The organism is Pseudomonas sp. xss_2 (assembly GCF_043104195.1).
In the GTDB taxonomy this organism is placed as follows: domain Bacteria; phylum Pseudomonadota; class Gammaproteobacteria; order Pseudomonadales; family Pseudomonadaceae; genus Aquipseudomonas; species Aquipseudomonas urmiensis.
The window spans coordinates 1-18,702 of record NZ_JBICKL010000089.1; the positions used below are offsets into that span (position 1 = coordinate 1).

The following is an 18,702-nucleotide window of genomic DNA, read 5'->3' on the forward strand; positions in this document are numbered from 1 at the left end:
GGGCCGATGCCTGCCACCAGGGTGGGCGCAGCGGACAAATGGCTGATGGCCTGGTCCAGGGCCTGTTGCTGCTTGGCGCAGTCATTGGGTGGCAGGATCACTTGCACCAGTTGCGCCTCACCGGCTTGGCTCAGGTCGAGCAACTGTTTATCGCTCAGTGCCTGATCCTCAGGTACGCCGATGGCCACGCGGGCCTTGGCGTGCACACCTGGGGTGGCACGAACCAGGCTGCTGCCATCGGTCAGCGCCAGGTGCTCAATGTGCGCCTCCGGCGCTGGGCGGGTCCATAGCCAGAACCCTACTGCCGCAGCCGCCAGGGCCACCAGCAAGGCAATCAATACATACTGCCAATAGCGTCGGATCATCAACGTTTCACCAATCCAGTCAGGCCGCCCGCGATCAGGGCGGCAGTGTCGGCCAGCGCCACCAGCGGGTCGAGCCCGGCTGGCACAGCCATGTAACGAGGTTCCCAGTCCGGCTGGAACTTGTCCTTGAAGCGCCGCAGGCCCTGGAAGTTGTAAAGCTGCTCGCCGCGCTGGAACACCATCGAACCCAGGCGTTGGGTCAAGGGGGCGCCACGCCGTGGCTGCAGACCGGAAAGCGGCACCATGCCGAGGCTGAAGCGCCCGTAGTCATGGCTTTTGTAATGCAGGATCAGGCCGATCATCATGAACTCCATGGTCAGCTTCGGCGCCTCCGGGTGCGCCCGCATCAGATCGAGGCTGGCCAGCTCGTTGCTCTGCGTTTCCAGCAGGTTGGCAAACGCTACCGGGCGGCCCTGGAAGCGAATCAGGGCGATCCGAAAGTGCTGCAGATAGTCGGGGCTGAAGCGCCCGAGCGAGAAGCCTTTCTCGCGTACGTTCTTGCCTTGCAGCCAGGCGTCGGAGATCTGCTTGAGTGCTTCAAGTGGCGCTTGGCCGGGTTCGTGTACCTCAAGGCTCAAGCCATCACGGCCGCCGCGGTTCCAGGTGTAGCGCAGGTCTTTCATCTCCTTGCCCTTGGCCTCCAGGTCGAAGCGGCGCAGGTCGACCCGCGCTTCTTCGCCAAGCTTGAGGGCGGTCAAACCGATGTCCATGTAGAACGGCAGGTTCTCTGCGCGCACCTGGTAGAATACCGGGCGGGCGTGGTGCAGGTCGCACAGGTCGCGGAACTGCCAGATCATCTCGGCGCGCTCCTGGGCCGGGCCGATCGGGTCGTACAGGGCCACCAGGCTGCGCCCACGACGGGCATACATGATGAAAGCGTTGTCGTTGGGGTGGAACAACAGCGCCTTGTCGCCGGTCAGGGCCAGGCCACCGTCGGGCTGATCGGAGCTCAGCAGGATCTGCTTGGCGCGCTGTAGCTCGTGTTCATTGGGTAGGTGGATCACCGGCCTGGCAGTGCGCAGCAGCCAGGTCAGGACCACGAACACCAGCAGCACCGCGCTGCCCATGGCTGCGCGCAGGCCGCGTGGGGCGTCGGCGTCCAGGGTGAATTGCCACCATAACTGATGGCTGTAGGGAACATCTTGATAGGCAAACAGCAGCAGCCATACCGAAGCGCCCACGACGCAGGCGCTGGCAACCAGGTAGACCGGCGAGAAAGGCAGCTCCAGCAAGCGGCTGGGTCGATAGAACGAGCGCCGGAACAACGCCAGCAGCGCTGCGGTAAAGGTCAGCACGCAGGCTTCTTCCCAGTCAAAGCCCTTGAGCAGCGACAGCAGCGCGCCGACCAGCAGCAGAATCGTAGTCAGCAGCCAGGCAGCGGACAGGCGCCGGCGCAGTCCTTGTGCCAGCAGCAGGCACAGTACGCCAATCAGGCTGGCGCCAAAGTGCGAGGCATCGATCAGCCGGTGCGGCACCAGGAACCCCATGTGTTCCAGGCGTGTGTCGATCTCTGGAGTGGCCCCTGAGAACAGCAGCACCACGCCAGACAGGAACACCAGGATGGCCAATACCGGCGCGGCCAGCCCTGAGGCGGCCTTGATCGCCTGCTGGGCCAGTAGCAATCGTCGCGCCTCGTTGGCCAGCAGCAGCACGCAGGCCACCAGCAGCGGTAGCACTACATAGATCAAGCGATACAGCAGCAGGGCAGCAGCCAGTGGCGCAGCTCCCAGTTGATCGGCGAAGGCCGCCAGCAGGATGGCCTCGAACACACCGACACCCCCCGGCACATGGCTGAGTACCCCAGCGGCCAAGGCCAGCAGGTAGACCAGCACAAAAGCGGCGAAGGGCGGTGCCTCGGGCAACAGCAGGTACAACACCGTGGCCGCGGCGGCGACATCTAGCGCGGTGATCAACAATTGCAGTGCCGCAAGGCGACCACTAGGCAGGCGCAAGGTGCGTCGGCCGAGCTGCACCAGCAGGCTATCGCGCAAGGGTTGCTCGGCCAGGCGGCGGCGATACAGGCCAACCACCAGCAAGGCGGTCAGGGCCAGCACGGCGATTGCAATGCCGGCCAGCCAACCTACCGGCATGCGCAGGGCATTGGAGGCTGCGGGTAGATTGCTCAACGTCGCCAATGCGGCCAACGGTGGCAGTGCACAGCCCAGCGAAAGGCTGGCGAACACCGTAATCCGCGCAACTTCAGCAGCTCCCAGGCCTTGGCGGGCATACAGACGATAGCGCACCGACCCCCCGGAAAGCATCGACAGACCAATCGCATTGCCGATGGCGAATGCGCTGAAACCACCCAGCACCAGGGTGCGGGCAGGCAAGTGCACGCCGGCATAGCGGCTGGCCGACCATTCGTAGCCGAGCAGAATGACGAAGCCCAGAACAGTTGCCAGCAGGGCGCCGAACAGCGATTGGCTAGGCACGCTGAGCATGGCGTCATGCAGCGCGTAGATGTCCAGCTCGCTGAGCAGATGGCGACAAGCGACCAAGGCCATGCCGAACAACAGCAGGGTCAATGCCAGGCCAATCGGCTGGCGGTAGCGGCTCAGCCGTTCAACCCAGGGCAGGCGTTGGGCAGCAACCGGCAGCGCCGCAGCCAGAGGCGTTTGAGGTTCGCAGTTGTGGGCGGTCATGCAGTACCCCGGGCGGACAGCGCGAGGTAGGGGGAAGGTGCGGCCAAGTGGGAGTCCCTTTGGAAAACGTATCCAGATGTTACTCCTGACGGAGTCGCTTTTAGCCGTTTGGCACGGTTAAAGATAGTTCATCCAGGCGGGGTGCCTGCCAGAGGGGAGGGGCGGAGGAGGGGCTTGACCGTCAGGGATACAAACCCTGAAAACAACAAACCCCGCACTGCTGAAAGCAGGCGGGGTTTGTTCTGACGAATATGGTTGCGGGAGCCGGATTTGAACCGACGACCTTCGGGTTATGAGCCCGACGAGCTACCAGGCTGCTCCATCCCGCGTCAGTGGGGCGCATTCTACGGATATCCACCGCGGCGTCAAGGTTAATCTTTGATTTGCGGTAAATTTCTGTCAGGCCATTTCGTAGTCAATAAAAAAGGCCACTGTATCAACAGTGGCCTTTTCTTGAATCTGGTTGCGGGAGCTGGATTTGAACCAACGACCTTCGGGTTATGAGCCCGACGAGCTACCAAGCTGCTCCATCCCGCGTCAGTGGGGTGCACTATACGGACATCTGCCGCAGAGTCAAACGTTAACCTTTGATTTCTCTAGATTTATTTCAGGTTGAGTTTTTTGCAGACAATGAAAAAGGCCACTGTCTAGACAGTGGCCTTTTTCTGAATCTGGTTGCGGGAGCCGGATTTGAACCGACGACCTTCGGGTTATGAGCCCGACGAGCTACCAGGCTGCTCCATCCCGCGCCTGTTGAGATGAATTCTACGGTTTTGCGCCGTAGAGTCAAGCTATTTCTGGGGAAATTTCTTTTCCGTTCAATCTGTTAGCGCCTCGATTTGCCCTGCGGGGCAGTAACGGCGGGGCTTGCAGGCCGATTGTCGAGAGTGTCATGGCGTGACTATTTCACTGAGGGGCGCTTACGGTAATATCTGTATGAATTTACAGTGCTAACGGTCATCCATGTCTCTGCGCAAGATCATCCACATCGACTGCGACTGCTTTTACGCAGCCATCGAGATGCGTGACGACCCTACTCTGGCCGGTCGGCCAATGGCGGTGGGTGGCTCGGCAGATCGTCGCGGGGTGATCGCCACTTGCAACTACGAGGCGCGGGCCTATGGCGTGCGCTCTGCCATGTCGTCGCGTCATGCGCTCAAGCTGTGCCCGGATCTGCTGATCGTCAAGCCGCGCTTTGAGGCCTACCGCGAGGCCTCACGCGAAATTCATGCGATTTTCCGCGATTACACTGAGCTGATCGAGCCGCTGTCGCTGGATGAGGCCTATCTGGATGTCAGTGATAGCCAATGGTTTGCCGGCAGTGCCACGCGGATCGCCGAAGATATTCGTCGACGGGTGGCCAAGACCTTGCACATCACCGTCTCGGCGGGCGTTGCGCCGAACAAGTTTCTGGCCAAGATTGCCAGTGACTGGCGCAAACCCAATGGCCTGTTTGTCATCACCCCGGGTGAAGTCGAGGCTTTTGTGGCGGCTTTGCCGGTTGCGCGGTTGCATGGGGTGGGCAAGGTCACTGCCGATAAGCTGACGCGGTTGGGCATCGATACCTGCATGGACATGCGCGACTGGTCAAAGCTGGCCCTGGTGCGCGAGTTCGGCAGTTTTGGCGAGCGGTTGTGGGGGCTGGCGCGGGGCATAGATGAGCGCGTGGTGCACAACGACAGCCGCCGGCAGTCGGTCAGCGTCGAGAACACCTACGATACCGATCTTCCGGACTTGAACACTTGCCTGGAGAAGCTGCCGGCGCTGCTGGACAGTCTCAATGAGCGGGTTGCGCGCATGGACAGTAGCTACAAGGCGGACAAACCCTTCGTGAAGGTCAAGTTTCACGATTTCAGCCAGACGACCCTAGAGCAGGCCGGGGCGGGGCGCGATCTGGAAAGTTATCGGCAGTTGCTCAGCCAAGCATTCGCTCGCGGTGGCAAGCCGGTGAGATTGCTGGGGGTGGGGGTGCGGTTAAGGGATTTGCGTGGGGCGCATGAGCAGTTGGAGCTCTTCCCTGGCTGTTGAAATCAGCAGCACTGGGGCCGCAAAGCGGCCCCAGGATTTTGGATCTTTACTGGACCCCAGGGTCCGCCACAAGCCGGCCGGTCTGCTTGGTCAGCGCCTGTAAAAACTCCTGCTGCAGCTCCGGATCGTTGCGCGTCAGCTCGATCAGGCTTTGCTCCAGTTCACTGGCTTCCTCTTCCAGGCCCAGCTCAGACAGACGCTTGACCCGGTGCACCCATTGGCCGACTTCATCGTCCTCAAGGTCATCGAAGATCAGGTGGTGGGCCTCCAGCAGCTTGCTGCGCAGATTGCCGCTGACCAGCAGGCTGGCGTCGCCGCGAATCCCGTTGTCCTCATCGACCACTTGCAAGTGCAAGGTGCCGACGCGGCTGAGATTCTGCTCGGAGAATGGCGTATCCAACAGGTTCAGGCGCAGTACGCCGTTGCGGTCGGTCGTCAGCTCATGGCTGGCTTTGCCAGCCTTGACCTCGACCAGGCGTTCGCTCCAGGGCAGGCTGGTGGACTCTTCGCGCTTGGCTTTCTCCACCTCGCTGATACCCGCCAGGTTCTGCTGCGCGCGGCCATTGGACTGCACGTTCATGAACGGGTTGAGCCCGGCCACGCCGTAGCTCAGCCAGTCATGGGTGACGCTGTCCGGCAGATTGCCCAGGGCGAACACATTGACCACGTTGGCGCCTACACCTGCAACTACCGCCACCGCACCCAGCGGGATCTCGTAGATCTCCCGCCAAGGCTGGTAGGGGGTATAGCGGTCGTAACGGCGGGTCACTTCGAACTCGGTGACTTCGAAGCGCTGCTGCTCGTGGACGCGTACTCGTCGCTGGGGCAGCTCCATCACCTTGGGCTCGCCGACGTCGATCTGCAGACTGTGTTCGAGCAGCTTGCGCTCGACGCGTTCCTCATGCTCGCTGCGCTGGGACATCTGGTTGGCGCAGCCGCTGACGAACAGGGCGCCGCACAGTGCGGCGCCCCCCAGGGTAATGGTACTTCGCTTGTACATGATCACTCGCGCATTGGGCTATCAGCGACGGATGCGGGCTTGCAGGAAGGTCAGCACGTCATTGAGCGGCAGAGGCTGGGCTTCCTGCTCAGTGCGGTGCTTGTACTCCAGGTTGCCCTCGGCCAGGCCGCGGTCGCTGACCACGATCCGGTGTGGAATGCCGATCAATTCCATGTCGGCGAACTTGATGCCCGGGCTGGTCTTCTTGTCACGGTCGTCCAGCAGTACTTCGAAACCTGCAGCGGTCAGTTCGGCGTACAGCTTGTCGGTTGCCTCGCGAACCTGCTCGGTCTCGTAGCGCAGCGGTACCAGGGCAATCTGGAAGGGCGCCAAGGTGTCGCTCCAGATGATGCCTTTATCATCGAAGTTCTGCTCGATGGCAGCAGCGACCACGCGCGACACGCCAATGCCGTAGCAGCCCATCGAGAGCACGACTGGCTTGCCGTTTTCACCCAGTACCTGGCACTTGAGCGCCTCGCTGTACTTGGTGCCGAGCTGGAAGATGTGGCCCACTTCGATGCCGCGCTTGATCACCAGGGTGCCCTGGCCATCTGGGCTTGGGTCGCCCGCAACCACGTTGCGCAGGTCGGCCACTTGTGGAACGGGCAGGTCACGTTCCCAGTTGACGCCGAAGTAGTGCTTGTCGTCGATGTTGGCGCCGATGCCAAAGTCGCTCATCAGGGCGACCGAACGGTCGATGATGCATTCCAGCGGCAGGTTCAGCGGGCCCAGCGAGCCTGCGCCAGCGCCAATGGCGTCACGCAGTTCGGCGTCGGTAGCCATGACCAGCGGATCTGCGACCTGCTCAAGCTTGGCGGCCTTGATTTCGTTGAGCTCGTGGTCGCCACGTACCACCAGGGCGATCAGCTTGCCTTCTTCGGCGCCGCGCACGATCAGGGTCTTGACGGTCTTCTCGATCGCCAGGTTGTAGTTCTCGACCAGCTGGGCGATGGTCTTGGCGTCCGGGGTGTCGACCAGGCGCAGCTCCTCGGTAGGGGCTGGACGCACGGTTTCACGCGGGATGGCCTCGGCCTTCTCGATGTTGGCGGCGTAGTCGGAGGTGTCGCTGAAGATCACGTCGTCTTCGCCGGAGGAGGCCAGAACGTGGAATTCGTGCGAGTAGCTGCCACCGATGGAGCCGGTGTCGGCCTGCACCGGACGGAAATCCAGGCCCAGGCGGGTGAAGATGTTGCAGTACGCCTGGTGCATGCGGTCGTAGGTTTCCTGCAGGGAAGCCTGGTCGGCATGGAACGAGTAGGCGTCCTTCATGATGAACTCGCGGCCGCGCATCAGTCCAAAGCGTGGACGGATTTCGTCACGGAACTTGGTCTGGATCTGGTACATGTTCAGCGGCAGCTGTTTATAGCTGGACAGCTCGTTGCGGGCCAGGTCAGTGATGACCTCTTCGTGGGTCGGGCCGACGCAGAACTCACGGCCGTGACGGTCCTTGAGGCGCAGCAGCTCAGGGCCGTATTGCTCCCAGCGGCCGGATTCCTGCCACAGTTCGGCAGGCTGGATGCTCGGCATCAGTACTTCCAGGGCGCCAGCAGCGTTCATTTCTTCGCGCACCACGGCTTCGACCTTGCGCATTACTCGCAGGCCCATCGGCAGCCAGGTGTACAGGCCGGAGGCCAGCTTGCGGATCATGCCGGCACGCAGCATGAGCTGGTGGCTGATGACCACTGCATCTGCAGGGGTTTCTTTCTGGGTGGCGAGCAAATATTGACTGGTGCGCATGGGGAGCCGTGTCGATTGCCTAAGACGTTGAAATGACCCCGCATTCTACGGGGGCGAAACGAAAGCGTACAGGATGCCCCAGAGCGGGGCGCTTGTCAGCCAAGAAAAAGCCCGGCGTGATCGCCGGGCTTTTTCAAGTGCGGGGCACTGCAAGACAGGCTTACAGGATGCTCAGCGGGTACTCGACGATCAGGCGCAGTTCGTCGATCGAGCTCGAACCGTAGTAGACGCCATCGCTGGAGCGGTAGGTGGCTTGACGGACGCGGAAGCTCAGGTCCTTGGCAGGGCCTTCCTGCAGGACGTATTTCACGTCGATGTCGCGTTCCCATTCCTTGCCGTTGTTGGTGGTCTCGGTGGTTGCACCGGTACCACGGGCGTAGCGAGTCATGAAGGTCAGGCCAGGGATGCCGAACTCGGCGAAGTTCAGGTCGTAGCGAGCCTGCCAGGATTTCTCGTCTTCGGCGTTGAAGTCGGAGCGCGCGATGGAGTTGGCCAGGAACACGGTGCCGCCGCCGTCGATGCCGTAGGCATAATCACCGTCGCCGCTGACTTTCTGGTAGGCCAGGGTGAAGGTGTGGGCGCCGATGTTGTAGGCCGCCGACAGGCTCGCTGCGATGTTGTCAAGTTCGTTGCTGCCGTCGGCCTTGGCTACAGCTGCACCGGTACGGTTGTCACCGATCGACTTGGTGTCATAGATGTTGAAGTCGAACACCAGGCCCTGATTGTCGCTGATCGGCAGCGCCCAGTTGATGTTGCCGTACCACTTGCGGAAGTGGTCTTCCACGCGCGAGTAATACAGGCTGGTGCTCAGGCTGTCAGTGACGGCATAGGTACCGCCGAACACATTAGCCTCGGTCAGGCCAGGGTTCTTGACCCCAGTCCTGCGGTTCTTGCCAAGGATGCTGTCCTTGTAGGTTTGGGCTTGGGCGTTGAGGCGGGTGAAGTGACCAGCGTTCAGTTCAAGTCCTTCGATTTCCTTGCTGGTCAGCAAGAAGCCTTCGGCAACTTCTGGCAGCAGACGGCTATCGTCAGTGGCGAAGACCGGCATTGCAGTGAACTGGCCGCCGTACTTGAGAGTGGTATCGGAGATGCGCAGTTTGACGGCGCCGTGGGCTTCGGAGTAGTCGTCTTGCGAACGACCATCGGAACCGGTTGGGAACAGGCCAGTGCCGGAAGTGCCGCGGCCGCCATCCAGTTTGATGCCCAGCAGTCCGATAGCATCGACCCCTACGCCGACAGTACCTTGGGTGAAGCCCGATTCGAAGGTGCCGATGAAGCCTTGACCCCACTCGGCGGAGCGGCTTTGACGGTTGCCATTCGCGTCACGGTCATCGTTACGGAAGTCACGGCTGAAGTACAGGTTACGCAGTTTTACACCCAGTTGGCTGTCTTCGACAAAGCCTTTGGATTCATCTTGCGAAGAGGCGATGGCCATCTGCGAGGTCCCTGCCGCAACGGCCAGGGCGATCATGCTCCACTTCATCACGCGCATCGTGATTTGCTCCTTTGGTTTTTAGGAAGAGTACCGCTGCGCCCAAGAGTTTTAGTTATATGGGGCAGCTCTTTCTTGTTATGTCGGCGAAAATGTATATCACGCTGACTGATCTTGGCGATATGTAAAAAGCAACTTTTCAGAAACTTTATAACGGGTCGCTTTTGGTTAATTCCTTGTCGCAAATCACGTCCCGAATCAGGGACGTCCACCCCAGCGTTGCTTCAATCGCCGTCACGAATGTGTAAAGAACACACTCAAGCTTTGAAACTCCCTGGTTTTCCAATGCCGCTGTTGTTATTTGTCGCGTCCACCCGCCCAATGCAGGTGTCGTGCCGACATGGCCCAAAGGGAATGCAACAAGCGTGCTCAATTTCACACGGCCTTGATGAAATTTTCACATTCACCCGTGGTGGCGGGGGAGAACTGCCGGAAACACGGGGGCGTGACTGTCTGATGGTGTGCCAGTAATACTGGCGAAGTGAAACTGTAAGGTTGCTAACTAACTCAATGTGTTACCGCAAACTGTTCACGCTGAGTAGTTTTAGTGTGAATGAGTCCTGTTTGCTGAATTTTTTGGCTTCATTTTGGTGCGAAAAGTAGCGCTGTGTTACCGGCTTGGGGCTCGCAATCGTGTGGCGTGAACCAAAACTGTGCTCCAGCGCCCCTGTGGGCGGCATTTCATGTCGGCGCACGCGAAGCAGGGTATCCTTCGCCCATCAATGCCCGTGATCTACGGGCTGCGTTATTAAAGAAGGAGCGTTGCCGTGTTCGTCCTGGATTCGCGTCTGCAGCAGGATTCTCTAGTCCTGGGAAATTTTCCGCTGTGCCAGTTGTTGCTCAGCAAGGATGCCAACTACCCGTGGTTCATTCTGGTCCCACGCCAAGCCGGGATCAGTGAGCTGTTCGACCTGAGTGAAGCCGACCAGCAGTTGCTCTGGCAGGAAACCAACTACCTGGCCGGTGCGCTCAAATCGGCGTTCAAGGCTGACAAGATGAACGTTGCCACCCTGGGTAACGTGGTCAGCCAGCTGCACATGCATGTGGTCGTGCGCCGCCATGACGATGCCGCCTGGCCGGCGCCGGTGTGGGGCAAGGTGCCTGCGATCGAATACCGTCAGGAGCAGTTGGATGACATCCGTCAGCGCCTGCGTTCGGTGTTGAACGCCAGCTACAAGGAGGCTTGAAGGTATGTCGCTGGAATCGCAGATCATCGACCTGGAAACCCGCATGGCGTTTCAGGACGACACCATCCAGGCGCTCAATGACGTGGTGGTCGAGCAGGGGCGGGTGATTGATCGCCTGCAGTTGCAGATGGCCGAGCTGATCAAGCGCTACGAGGAAATGGTCGGGCAGTACGGCAGCGAGGGGGAGGAGGCGCCGCCACCTCATTATTGAGGCTGCGAGACTTGCGGGAGCATGGCTCCCGCAAGGTAGACCCGATCAGCGGCGAGAAACCGCGATCACATCTTCGGCCTGCAGGCCTTTGTCGCGGTGCATGACCGAGAACTCCACGCGCTGGCCTTCGACCAGGACCCGGTGGCCCTCGCCACGAATGGCGCGAAAGTGCACGAAGATATCGTCACCGGAGTCGCGGGAAATAAAACCAAACCCCTTGGACGTGTTGAACCACTTGACGGTGCCGGTATCGCGCTTGCCTGCATCTTGCGTGCTGCTGGCGCTGGCGCGAGCTTTCTTGGGGCTGCGGGCAAAGCCTGCGCCCAGGTGCAGGGCGATGGCCAGGGCAGCGCAGAGCAGGGCGGGTAGATCACCCAGCTCCGGGCGTGCCAGCAGGGTCACGGTTTGCAGGATCACCGCGACCACCAGCAGGGCGCTGGCCAGGTGTTGCAGCTGTTGGCGCGCGCCTCTGTAGTACAACGGCACCACCGGTGCCAGAAGCAGGTTAAGCAGGCCGAGCAAGGCCAGGTAGATGGCCTGCGGTTGCTGCAGGAAAGGTATCGCTTCGGTTTTCAGGCTGGGTATGAGCGACAGCAGCAAAGCTGCAACGCCCGTCACCAGATGGACGATCTTGAACATTTGGTTAGGCTCACATTGATAAGGCCGATCACAGGAAGAGCTGTCAGCGCGGTGCGCAGGAGATAGAAAGCGCGGTCACGCGGCTGGCCAGCCTATGCACCCGGCATTTACAGTCCGCACGGGTGGCACGCTGCCTATTTAACAGCAAAGGCGCAGGCTTCTCAAACCGAGGGGCGGGTGAGCTGATGAGTTGCCGTAGGTCACATGCACGCTGGAGCAAGTCTTGTTACAGTGTGGATCGCCCGCTTGACTGATCAAGCCTTATGGAAAGGGGAACTTCATGGCAATCGATATCGGTATCAGTGAAGAAGATCGCAAGTCCATCGTAGATGGGCTATCCCGCCTGTTGTCGGATACCTATGTGCTGTATCTGAAAACCCATAACTTTCATTGGAACGTGACCGGCCCGTCGTTTCGTACCCTGCACCTGATGTTCGAAGAGCAGTACAACGAACTGGCCCTGGCCGTGGACTCCATCGCCGAGCGAATTCGCGCATTGGGCTTCCCAGCCCCTGGTTCCTACGCATTTTACGCACGCCATTCCTCGATCAAGGAGGAGGAAGGCGTACCCCCTGCCGATGAGATGATCCGCCAGTTGGTGGAGGGGCAAGAGGCGGTCACGCGTACCGCGCGCAGTATTTTCCCGGTGGTTGACAAGGTCAGTGACGAGCCGACCGCAGACCTTCTGACCCAGCGCATGCAGGTGCATGAAAAAACCGCTTGGATGCTGCGAGTGCTGCTCGAGGGTAAATGACAATCTGATCCGCTGAACCAGGCCCGGCTGCGCTTCGTGTTGCCGGGCTTTTTGTTTCCTTAAGGAAAGCTTTGCCGCTGCTTTTCAACTCCGTTGCAGCGCTTCATTGGACGCCATGCCCACGTGCTCTGGTGCATGGGCAGTTCTTTTGGCGATGGAGTGGAAACAATGGAAATGGAAATCAGTGGGCAGCGTGGCAAGCGCAATGCTAGCCAGGGTGGGTGTCTGGGCAAGCAGTGCATAGACCCTTTTGGCGCAGACTTCGACATGGCCCAGGTGCGGCCGGTATCGCGCTCGGTGCGGCTCAACGGCTTTGCTACCTGCTTGCGCCTGGAGCAGGTCTACTGGCGAATTCTGCAACGAATCGCCGAAGCCAATGGTTGCTCGGTCAGTGCGATATTGTCCTACGTGGACCGCGAGGTGCACTTGCGCCAGGGTGGGGTGAGGAACTTCAGTGGTCTGATCCGGGTGATTTGTGTAGCCTGGCTGCTTGATCCACCAACCACGCATTGATCGCCGGGCGGGCTGCACAGCACTCTCTAACCATATATAATCGCGGTTTTTGCTGCCCTGGCAGCCAGCGTTGTGGTTGACGAGAGACACCCATGCCACTTTATGACTATCAATGTGCAGCCTGTGAACACCAGTTCGAAGCGCTGCAGAAGATCAGCGCCGCGCCGCTGACCGATTGCCCGGCCTGTCAGGCGCCGGCATTGAAAAAGCTGCTGTCGGTACCCGGCTTTCGCCTGAGCGGCACGGGTTGGTATGAAACCGACTTCAAGACCGGGGCGAAAAAGAATCTGGCCGGCGGCGACAAGGCCGACTGAGTTGAATTGCAACGTCCGGGTCTTGCACTATAAGGGTTTGCACGAAAAATCACCGATCTGGTTTTTTTCGTACAAGCCCTAAGCCCTTTGGGCGGCCAAGGCCTCCTTGAATACACGAATCACGAGAAGCGAACCACCATCATGATGCGCAGCCATTATTGCGGCCAACTGAACGAGAGCCTGGACGGCCAGGAAGTCACCCTTTGCGGCTGGGTCCATCGTCGCCGCGACCACGGCGGGGTGATCTTCCTCGACATCCGTGATCGCGAAGGCATGGCCCAGGTCGTGTTCGATCCGGATCGCGCCGAGACCTTCGCCGCCGCTGACCGCGTGCGCAGCGAGTACGTGGTGCAGATCACCGGCAAGGTGCGCAAGCGTCCTGAAGGTGCGGTCAACGCCAACATGGCGTCCGGCGGTATCGAAGTGCTGGGCTATGAGCTGACCGTGCTCAACGAAGCCGAGACTCCGCCGTTCCCGCTGAACGAATACTCCGACGTGGGCGAAGAAACCCGCCTGCGCTATCGCTTCATCGACCTCCGTCGCCCAGAAATGGCCGACAAGCTGCGTCTGCGTTCGCGTATCACCAGCAGCATCCGTCGCTTCCTCGACGAGAACGGCTTCCTCGACGTCGAGACGCCGATCCTGACCCGTGCCACCCCAGAAGGCGCGCGCGACTACCTGGTGCCAAGCCGTACCCACGCCGGTAGCTTCTTCGCCCTGCCGCAATCGCCACAGCTGTTCAAGCAGCTGCTGATGGTGGCCGGCTTCGATCGCTACTACCAGATCGCCAAGTGCTTCCGCGACGAAGACCTGCGTGCCGACCGCCAGCCGGAATTCACCCAGATCGACATCGAGACCAGCTTCCTCGACGAGTCCGAGATCATGGGCCTGACCGAGAGCATGATCCGCAAGCTGTTCAAGGAAGTGCTGGACCTGGAATTCGGTGAGTTCCCGCACATGACCTTCGAAGAGGCCATGCGTCGTTATGGTTCCGACAAGCCGGACCTGCGTAACCCGCTGGAACTGGTTGACGTTGCCGACCAGCTCAAGGATGTCGACTTCAAGGTCTTCGCCGGCCCCGCCAACGATCCCAAGTGCCGGGTTACCGCCCTGCGCCTGCCAGGCGGCGCCAGCATGCCGCGCAGCAAGATCGACGAATACACCAAGTTCGTCGGCATCTATGGTGCCAAGGGCCTGGCGTACATCAAGGTCAACGAGCGTGCCAAAGGCGTTGAAGGCCTGCAGTCGCCGATCGTCAAGAACATCCCTGAGGCCAATCTCAACGTGATCCTCGATCGCGTTGGCGCGGTTGACGGCGACATCGTGTTCTTCGGTGCCGACAAGTTCAAGATCGTCAGCGAGGCCCTGGGCGCCCTGCGCATCAAGGTCGGCAACGACTTCAACCTGCACACCTGCGAGTGGGCGCCGATGTGGGTTGTCGACTTCCCGATGTTCGAAGAGAACGAAGACGGCAGCTTCACCGCACTGCACCACCCGTTCACCGCGCCGAAATGCTCGCCGCAAGAGCTGGAGGCCAACCCGGCCACCGCGCTGTCGCGTGCCTACGACATGGTGCTCAACGGCACTGAGCTGGGTGGCGGTTCGATCCGTATCCACCGCAAAGAGATGCAGCAGGCAGTATTCCGCCTGCTGGGTATCGAAGCGGCGGAGCAGGAAGAGAAGTTCGGCTTCCTGCTCGACGCCCTGAAGTTCGGCGCACCGCCACACGGTGGCCTGGCCTTCGGTCTGGATCGCCTGGTCATGCTGATGACTGGCGCCCAGTCGATCCGTGAAGTGATCGCGTTCCCGAAAACCCAGAGCGCCGCGTGCGTCATGACCCAGGCCCCAGGTCTGGTCGATGCCAAGGCCCTGCGCGAGCTGCACATCCGTCTGCGCGAGCAGACCAAGGTCGAGTAAGCGCGACCGGGGTGCATCTGCAAGGGTGCATCCCCGCGCTACGGCGCAGATTTCTTCGCGTTCCGCCCTTCGGGGCGGAACCTGTTTCTGTTTCAAGGATTTGGAGTCGTTATGGCTGGTCATTCCAAGTGGGCGAACATCAAGCACCGCAAAGAGCGCCAGGATGCCAAGAGAGGCAAGGTTTTCACCAAGTGGATCCGCGAGCTGACCGTCGCCGCCAAGCAGGGCGGTCCAGATCCTGCGTCCAACCCGCGTCTGCGCCTGGCCCTGGACAAGGCGCTTGGCGCCAACATGAGTCGCGACATCATCGATCGGGCGGTTGCGCGCGGGGCGGGCACCAACGAAAGCGATAACGTCGAAGAGCTCAGCTACGAAGGCTACGGCCCGGGTGGCGTGGCAATCATGGTCGAAGCCATGACCGACAACCGCAACCGCACCGCCGCAGCCGTGCGCCATGCCTTCACCAAGTGCGGCGGCAATCTCGGCACTGACGGCTCGGTCGCCTATCTGTTCGAGCGCAAGGGGCAGATCAGCTTCGACGCCAGCGTGGATGAGGATGCGTTGATGGAAGCGGCCATGGAAGCCGATGCCGATGACGTAGTCAGCAACGACGACGGTTCGTTCGACGTGTTTACCTCCTTCAACAGCTTCTATGCGGTGCGTAACGCCCTGGAAGAAGCCGGCTTCAAGGCCGCCGACGCCGAGATCGTCATGCAGCCGACCACCAGTGCCGAGTTGGACCTCGATGGTGCGCAGAAGGTACTCAAGCTGATCGACATGCTCGAAGACCTGGATGACGTGCAGAACGTCTACTCCAATGCGCAGATCTCTGACGAGATCATGGAGCAGCTGGGTTAAGGTAGTGCGCAGGTAACGCTTCAGGCGCCTGTGCCGCTCTCATCGCGGGGCAAGCCCGCTCCCACGTTTGCACATCGCGCCAGCGTGGGAGCGGGCTTGCCCCGCGATGAGGGCGGCACAGGCCGCGCTTCACTCTTCAAGTGGCGCTTTCGCGCCCAATCCATGCAGGCGTTATGACTCTGATTTTAGGTATCGACCCCGGCTCGCGCATCACCGGTTTCGGCGTGGTACGCCAGACCGCGCGTGGTTGCGAGTACGTGGCATCGGGCTGTATCCGCACCGGTGCCGGCGAGTTGCCTGAGCGTCTGCAGATCGTATTTCGCGGTGTCAGCGAGATCATCCAGCAGCATGGCCCGGTAACAATGGGCATCGAGCGGGTGTTCATGGCGCGCAACCCCGACTCGGCGCTCAAGCTTGGCCAGGCCCGGGGCGCGGCAATCGTCGCGGCGGTCGAGGCAGGCCTGGAGATCGCCGAGTACAGCGCAACCCAGGTCAAGCAGGCAGTGGCCGGGACCGGTGGGGCGAATAAAGAGCAGGTCATGCTGATGGTCATGCACCTGCTCAAGCTGACGCAAAAACCGCAGATCGACGCCTCCGACGCCCTGGCCATCGCCTTGTGCCATGCCCACACCCGCTCCAGCCTGATCCCCCACGGCTTGACTACCGCGCGGCGACGCGGCGGGCGCTTGCGTCTGTAGCCGCTTCATGCGCTGATACACATTTTGTCCGGGTGAGACGTTCACCCGGCGCATTTGCTGATAGGGTTGACCGGTCGCTGACCGGCACCCCAGAGGAAGGATCGGAACGTGATTGGACGTTTGCGTGGCACCCTGGCGGAAAAACAACCGCCGCACCTGATTATCGACGTCAATGGCCTGGGCTATGAGCTTGAAGTGCCAATGACCACCTTGTACCGCTTGCCCAAGGTCGGCGAGCCGGTGACCTTGCACACCCACCTGGTGGTGCGTGAGGACGCTCACCTGCTCTATGGCTTCGCCGAACGCCGTGAGCGCGAGCTGTTTCGTGAGTTGATCCGCCTTAACGGCGTCGGCCCCAAGCTTGCGCTGGCGCTGATGTCCGGTCTTGAAGTAAACGATCTGATCCGCTGCGTACAGGCCCAGGACGCTTCGGCGTTGGTGCGTGTGCCGGGGGTCGGCAAGAAGACCGCCGAGCGTCTGCTGGTCGAGCTCAAGGACCGCTTCAAGGCCTGGGAAACCTCCCCCGCCATGTTCACCCTGGTGTCCGATGGCCCAGCTCCGGTCGGCAGCGCCTCCACTGCCGAGGCCGATGCGGTCAGCGCCCTGGTTTCGCTGGGTTACAAGCCTCAGGAAGCGAGCAAGGCAGTGTCGGCAATCAAGGACAAGGCGGGCATGAGCAGCGAAGACCTGATCCGCAGCAGCCTTAAAGGGATGATTAGCAAGTGATCGAAACCGACCGCCTGATCGCCGCCTCCGGACGCGACCGCGAAGAGGTCCAGGACCGCGCGATTCGCCCGCTGAGCCTGGATGAGTACATCGGCCAGCCGGTGGTGCGCGAGCAGATGGCACTGTTCATCCAGGCCGCGCGCGGTCGCAGCGAGTCGCTGGACCATACCTTGATCTTCGGCCCGCCTGGCCTGGGCAAGACCACCCTGGCCAACATCATCGCCCAGGAAATGGGCGTATCGGTTAAAAGCACCTCGGGCCCCATTCTTGAGCGTCCGGGTGACCTGGCAGCGATGCTGACCAATCTTGAGCCACATGATGTGCTGTTCATCGACGAGATCCACCGGCTGTCGCCGATCGTCGAGGAAGTGCTGTACCCGGCCATGGAAGACTTCCAGCTCGACATCATGATCGGCGAAGGTCCGGCAGCGCGCTCGATCAAGCTCGACTTGCCGCCATTCACCCTGGTTGGCGCGACCACTCGTGCCGGCATGCTCACCAACCCCTTGCGCGACCGCTTCGGCATCGTTCAGCGCCTGGAGTTCTACAGCGACAAAGACCTGGCCACCATCGTCAGCCGCTCGGCGGGCATCCTTGGCCTGGTGATCGATGCCCAGGGCGCCTTTGAAATCGCCCGCCGTGCCCGTGGCACGCCACGCATCGCCAACCGCCTGCTGCGCCGCGTGCGCGACTACGCCGAAGTGCGCGGCAAGGGCGAGATCACCAAGGCGGTGGCGGATCTGGCGTTGAACCTGCTGGATGTCGACGAGCGCGGCTTCGATCATTCCGACCGGCGCCTGCTGCTGACCATGATCGAGAAGTTCGACGGTGGTCCGGTGGGGGTCGACAACCTGGCGGCAGCGATCAGCGAAGAGCGGCACACCATCGAAGACGTGCTCGAACCCTACCTGATTCAGCAGGGCTACATCATGCGCACTCCGCGTGGGCGGGTGGTCACCCGGCATGCCTACCTGCACTTTGGCCTGAACATTCCCGGGCGATTGGGCGAGGGCGCTGACTTTTCTGATTCTGCCGATGAATGACAGATCAAACCGGGCTTTTTGTGGTCTCATCGCTGGCATGCCGATGGCGCGCTGGCAATACGACATTATCGATGAAAAAACAGTTGCCGGGGCGGATTGGCAAGCTGAGGAGTAAGCACTAGAGTATGCGCGCGCAAAATCAGCTGGAATCGTTCGCACACCGCTGTCGCGTCTATTACGAAGATACCGACGCAGGTGGCGTGGTGTATTACGTCAACTACCTGAAATTCATGGAGCGTGCGCGCACCGAGCGGCTGCGACACCTGGGCTTTTCCCAGCATCAACTGGCCGGGCAAAACCTGTTGTTCGTGGTGCATTCCAGCGAGGCGCGCTATCACGCGCCGGCCCGTCTGGACGACGAACTGCGAGTCACCGCGCAAGTAACTGAATTGAATCGCGCCAGCCTGCGTTTCGTGCAGCAGGTCTGGCGAGAAAAAGATGCAACGCTGCTCTGTGAGGGGCAGTTCCTGGTGGCCGCCGTGCGCGCCGACACTTTCAAACCCCGGGCCATCCCCCCAGAGCTGCGCGACGCTTTCCTGGCGGACGGTACGGGTACTCAATCGATTGCAGGAGAATAA

At 60.9% G+C, this 18,702-nt stretch carries 17 protein-coding genes, 3 tRNA genes and 1 pseudogene; 12 read left to right on the plus strand and 9 right to left on the minus strand.

All coding sequences use genetic code 11. The features are described 5' to 3' along the window. The 5 genes and pseudogenes from ACF8K2_RS22460 to ACF8K2_RS22480 all read right to left on the minus strand — a co-directional run. Nucleotides 1–365 (minus strand): annotated as a pseudogene (locus tag ACF8K2_RS22460) (virulence factor family protein); the annotation flags it as partial. Then, complete coding sequence (gene mprF, locus ACF8K2_RS22465; protein WP_392467698.1) at nt 365–3,007, minus strand: bifunctional lysylphosphatidylglycerol flippase/synthetase MprF; 2,643 nt, start codon at nt 3,005–3,007, stop codon at nt 365–367. The gene mprF and the pseudogene ACF8K2_RS22460, both read right to left, overlap by 1 nt. Nucleotides 3,008–3,259: 252 nt before the next feature. Continuing rightward, nucleotides 3,260–3,336: transfer RNA gene (locus tag ACF8K2_RS22470), tRNA-Met, on the minus strand. A gap of 131 nt (nt 3,337–3,467) precedes the next feature. Beyond that, nucleotides 3,468–3,544, minus strand: a tRNA-Met gene (locus ACF8K2_RS22475). A gap of 135 nt (nt 3,545–3,679) precedes the next feature. Beyond that, a tRNA-Met gene (locus tag ACF8K2_RS22480) sits at nt 3,680–3,756 on the minus strand. A gap of 220 nt (nt 3,757–3,976) precedes the next feature. Here ACF8K2_RS22480 and dinB point away from each other — a divergent pair. Beyond that, nucleotides 3,977–5,035: a DNA polymerase IV gene (dinB, locus tag ACF8K2_RS22485; RefSeq protein ID WP_186555482.1), complete on the plus strand. Its 1,059-nt coding sequence runs from the start codon at nt 3,977–3,979 to the stop codon at nt 5,033–5,035. A 46-nt stretch (nt 5,036–5,081) separates the two neighbouring features. Here the strand turns inward: dinB and ACF8K2_RS22490 are convergent, their stop codons facing one another. From ACF8K2_RS22490 to ACF8K2_RS22500, 3 genes are all read right to left on the minus strand, one after another. Continuing rightward, nucleotides 5,082–6,035: a hypothetical protein gene (locus tag ACF8K2_RS22490; RefSeq protein WP_186555368.1), complete on the minus strand. Its 954-nt coding sequence runs from the start codon at nt 6,033–6,035 to the stop codon at nt 5,082–5,084. A 21-nt stretch (nt 6,036–6,056) separates the two neighbouring features. After that, nucleotides 6,057–7,772: a proline--tRNA ligase gene (locus ACF8K2_RS22495; protein ID WP_186555367.1), complete on the minus strand. Its 1,716-nt coding sequence runs from the start codon at nt 7,770–7,772 to the stop codon at nt 6,057–6,059. A gap of 160 nt (nt 7,773–7,932) precedes the next feature. Next, a complete protein-coding gene (locus ACF8K2_RS22500; RefSeq protein ID WP_392467700.1) occupies nt 7,933–9,264 on the minus strand; it encodes an OprD family porin in 1,332 nt (443 codons plus the stop codon). Between the two features lie 767 nt (nt 9,265–10,031). Between ACF8K2_RS22500 and ACF8K2_RS22505 the strand changes: the two genes are divergently transcribed. Both ACF8K2_RS22505 and ACF8K2_RS22510 read left to right on the plus strand, forming a co-directional pair. Then, on the plus strand, nt 10,032–10,451 hold the full coding sequence (locus tag ACF8K2_RS22505; protein WP_392467702.1) for an HIT domain-containing protein: 420 nt from the start codon (nt 10,032–10,034) through the stop codon (nt 10,449–10,451). 4 nt (nt 10,452–10,455) lie between these two features. Beyond that, on the plus strand, nt 10,456–10,662 hold the full coding sequence (locus ACF8K2_RS22510) for a SlyX family protein (RefSeq protein WP_186555364.1): 207 nt from the start codon (nt 10,456–10,458) through the stop codon (nt 10,660–10,662). Nucleotides 10,663–10,707: 45 nt separating this feature from the next. Here the strand turns inward: ACF8K2_RS22510 and ACF8K2_RS22515 are convergent, their stop codons facing one another. Further along, the gene (locus tag ACF8K2_RS22515; RefSeq protein WP_392467704.1) at nt 10,708–11,301 is read right to left on the minus strand and encodes a cold shock domain-containing protein membrane protein; all 594 of its coding nucleotides are present in this window, start codon (nt 11,299–11,301) and stop codon (nt 10,708–10,710) included. Nucleotides 11,302–11,581: 280 nt separating this feature from the next. On the opposite strand from ACF8K2_RS22515, the gene ACF8K2_RS22520 reads away from it, so the two are divergent. The 9 genes from ACF8K2_RS22520 (at nt 11,582) to ybgC (ending at nt 18,702) form a co-directional block, all read left to right on the plus strand. Continuing rightward, nucleotides 11,582–12,055 (plus strand): Dps family protein, encoded by a 474-nt coding sequence (locus tag ACF8K2_RS22520; protein ID WP_186555362.1) that lies wholly within the window; start codon nt 11,582–11,584, stop codon nt 12,053–12,055. Between the two features lie 174 nt (nt 12,056–12,229). Next, the gene (locus ACF8K2_RS22525; protein WP_264236232.1) at nt 12,230–12,568 is read left to right on the plus strand and encodes a ribbon-helix-helix domain-containing protein; all 339 of its coding nucleotides are present in this window, start codon (nt 12,230–12,232) and stop codon (nt 12,566–12,568) included. Between the two features lie 92 nt (nt 12,569–12,660). After that, on the plus strand, nt 12,661–12,882 hold the full coding sequence (locus tag ACF8K2_RS22530) for an FmdB family zinc ribbon protein (RefSeq protein WP_186555361.1): 222 nt from the start codon (nt 12,661–12,663) through the stop codon (nt 12,880–12,882). 141 nt (nt 12,883–13,023) lie between these two features. Continuing rightward, entirely contained in the window at nt 13,024–14,799 is a 1,776-nt protein-coding gene (gene aspS / locus ACF8K2_RS22535; protein ID WP_186555360.1) for an aspartate--tRNA ligase, read from the plus strand. A 111-nt stretch (nt 14,800–14,910) separates the two neighbouring features. Next, entirely contained in the window at nt 14,911–15,657 is a 747-nt protein-coding gene (locus ACF8K2_RS22540) for a YebC/PmpR family DNA-binding transcriptional regulator (protein ID WP_186555359.1), read from the plus strand. A 173-nt stretch (nt 15,658–15,830) separates the two neighbouring features. Further along, complete coding sequence (gene ruvC / locus ACF8K2_RS22545) at nt 15,831–16,355, plus strand: crossover junction endodeoxyribonuclease RuvC (RefSeq protein ID WP_186555358.1); 525 nt, start codon at nt 15,831–15,833, stop codon at nt 16,353–16,355. 108 nt (nt 16,356–16,463) lie between these two features. Then, nucleotides 16,464–17,081: a Holliday junction branch migration protein RuvA gene (ruvA, locus tag ACF8K2_RS22550; protein ID WP_186555357.1), complete on the plus strand. Its 618-nt coding sequence runs from the start codon at nt 16,464–16,466 to the stop codon at nt 17,079–17,081. After that, a complete protein-coding gene (ruvB, locus tag ACF8K2_RS22555; RefSeq protein ID WP_186555356.1) occupies nt 17,078–18,124 on the plus strand; it encodes a Holliday junction branch migration DNA helicase RuvB in 1,047 nt (348 codons plus the stop codon). Before ruvA ends, ruvB begins: the two co-directional genes overlap by 4 nt. Nucleotides 18,125–18,249: 125 nt before the next feature. After that, nucleotides 18,250–18,702 carry a tol-pal system-associated acyl-CoA thioesterase gene (ybgC, locus tag ACF8K2_RS22560; RefSeq protein WP_186555355.1) on the plus strand — a complete coding sequence of 151 codons (453 nt, stop codon included), beginning with the start codon at nt 18,250–18,252 and terminating at the stop codon, nt 18,700–18,702.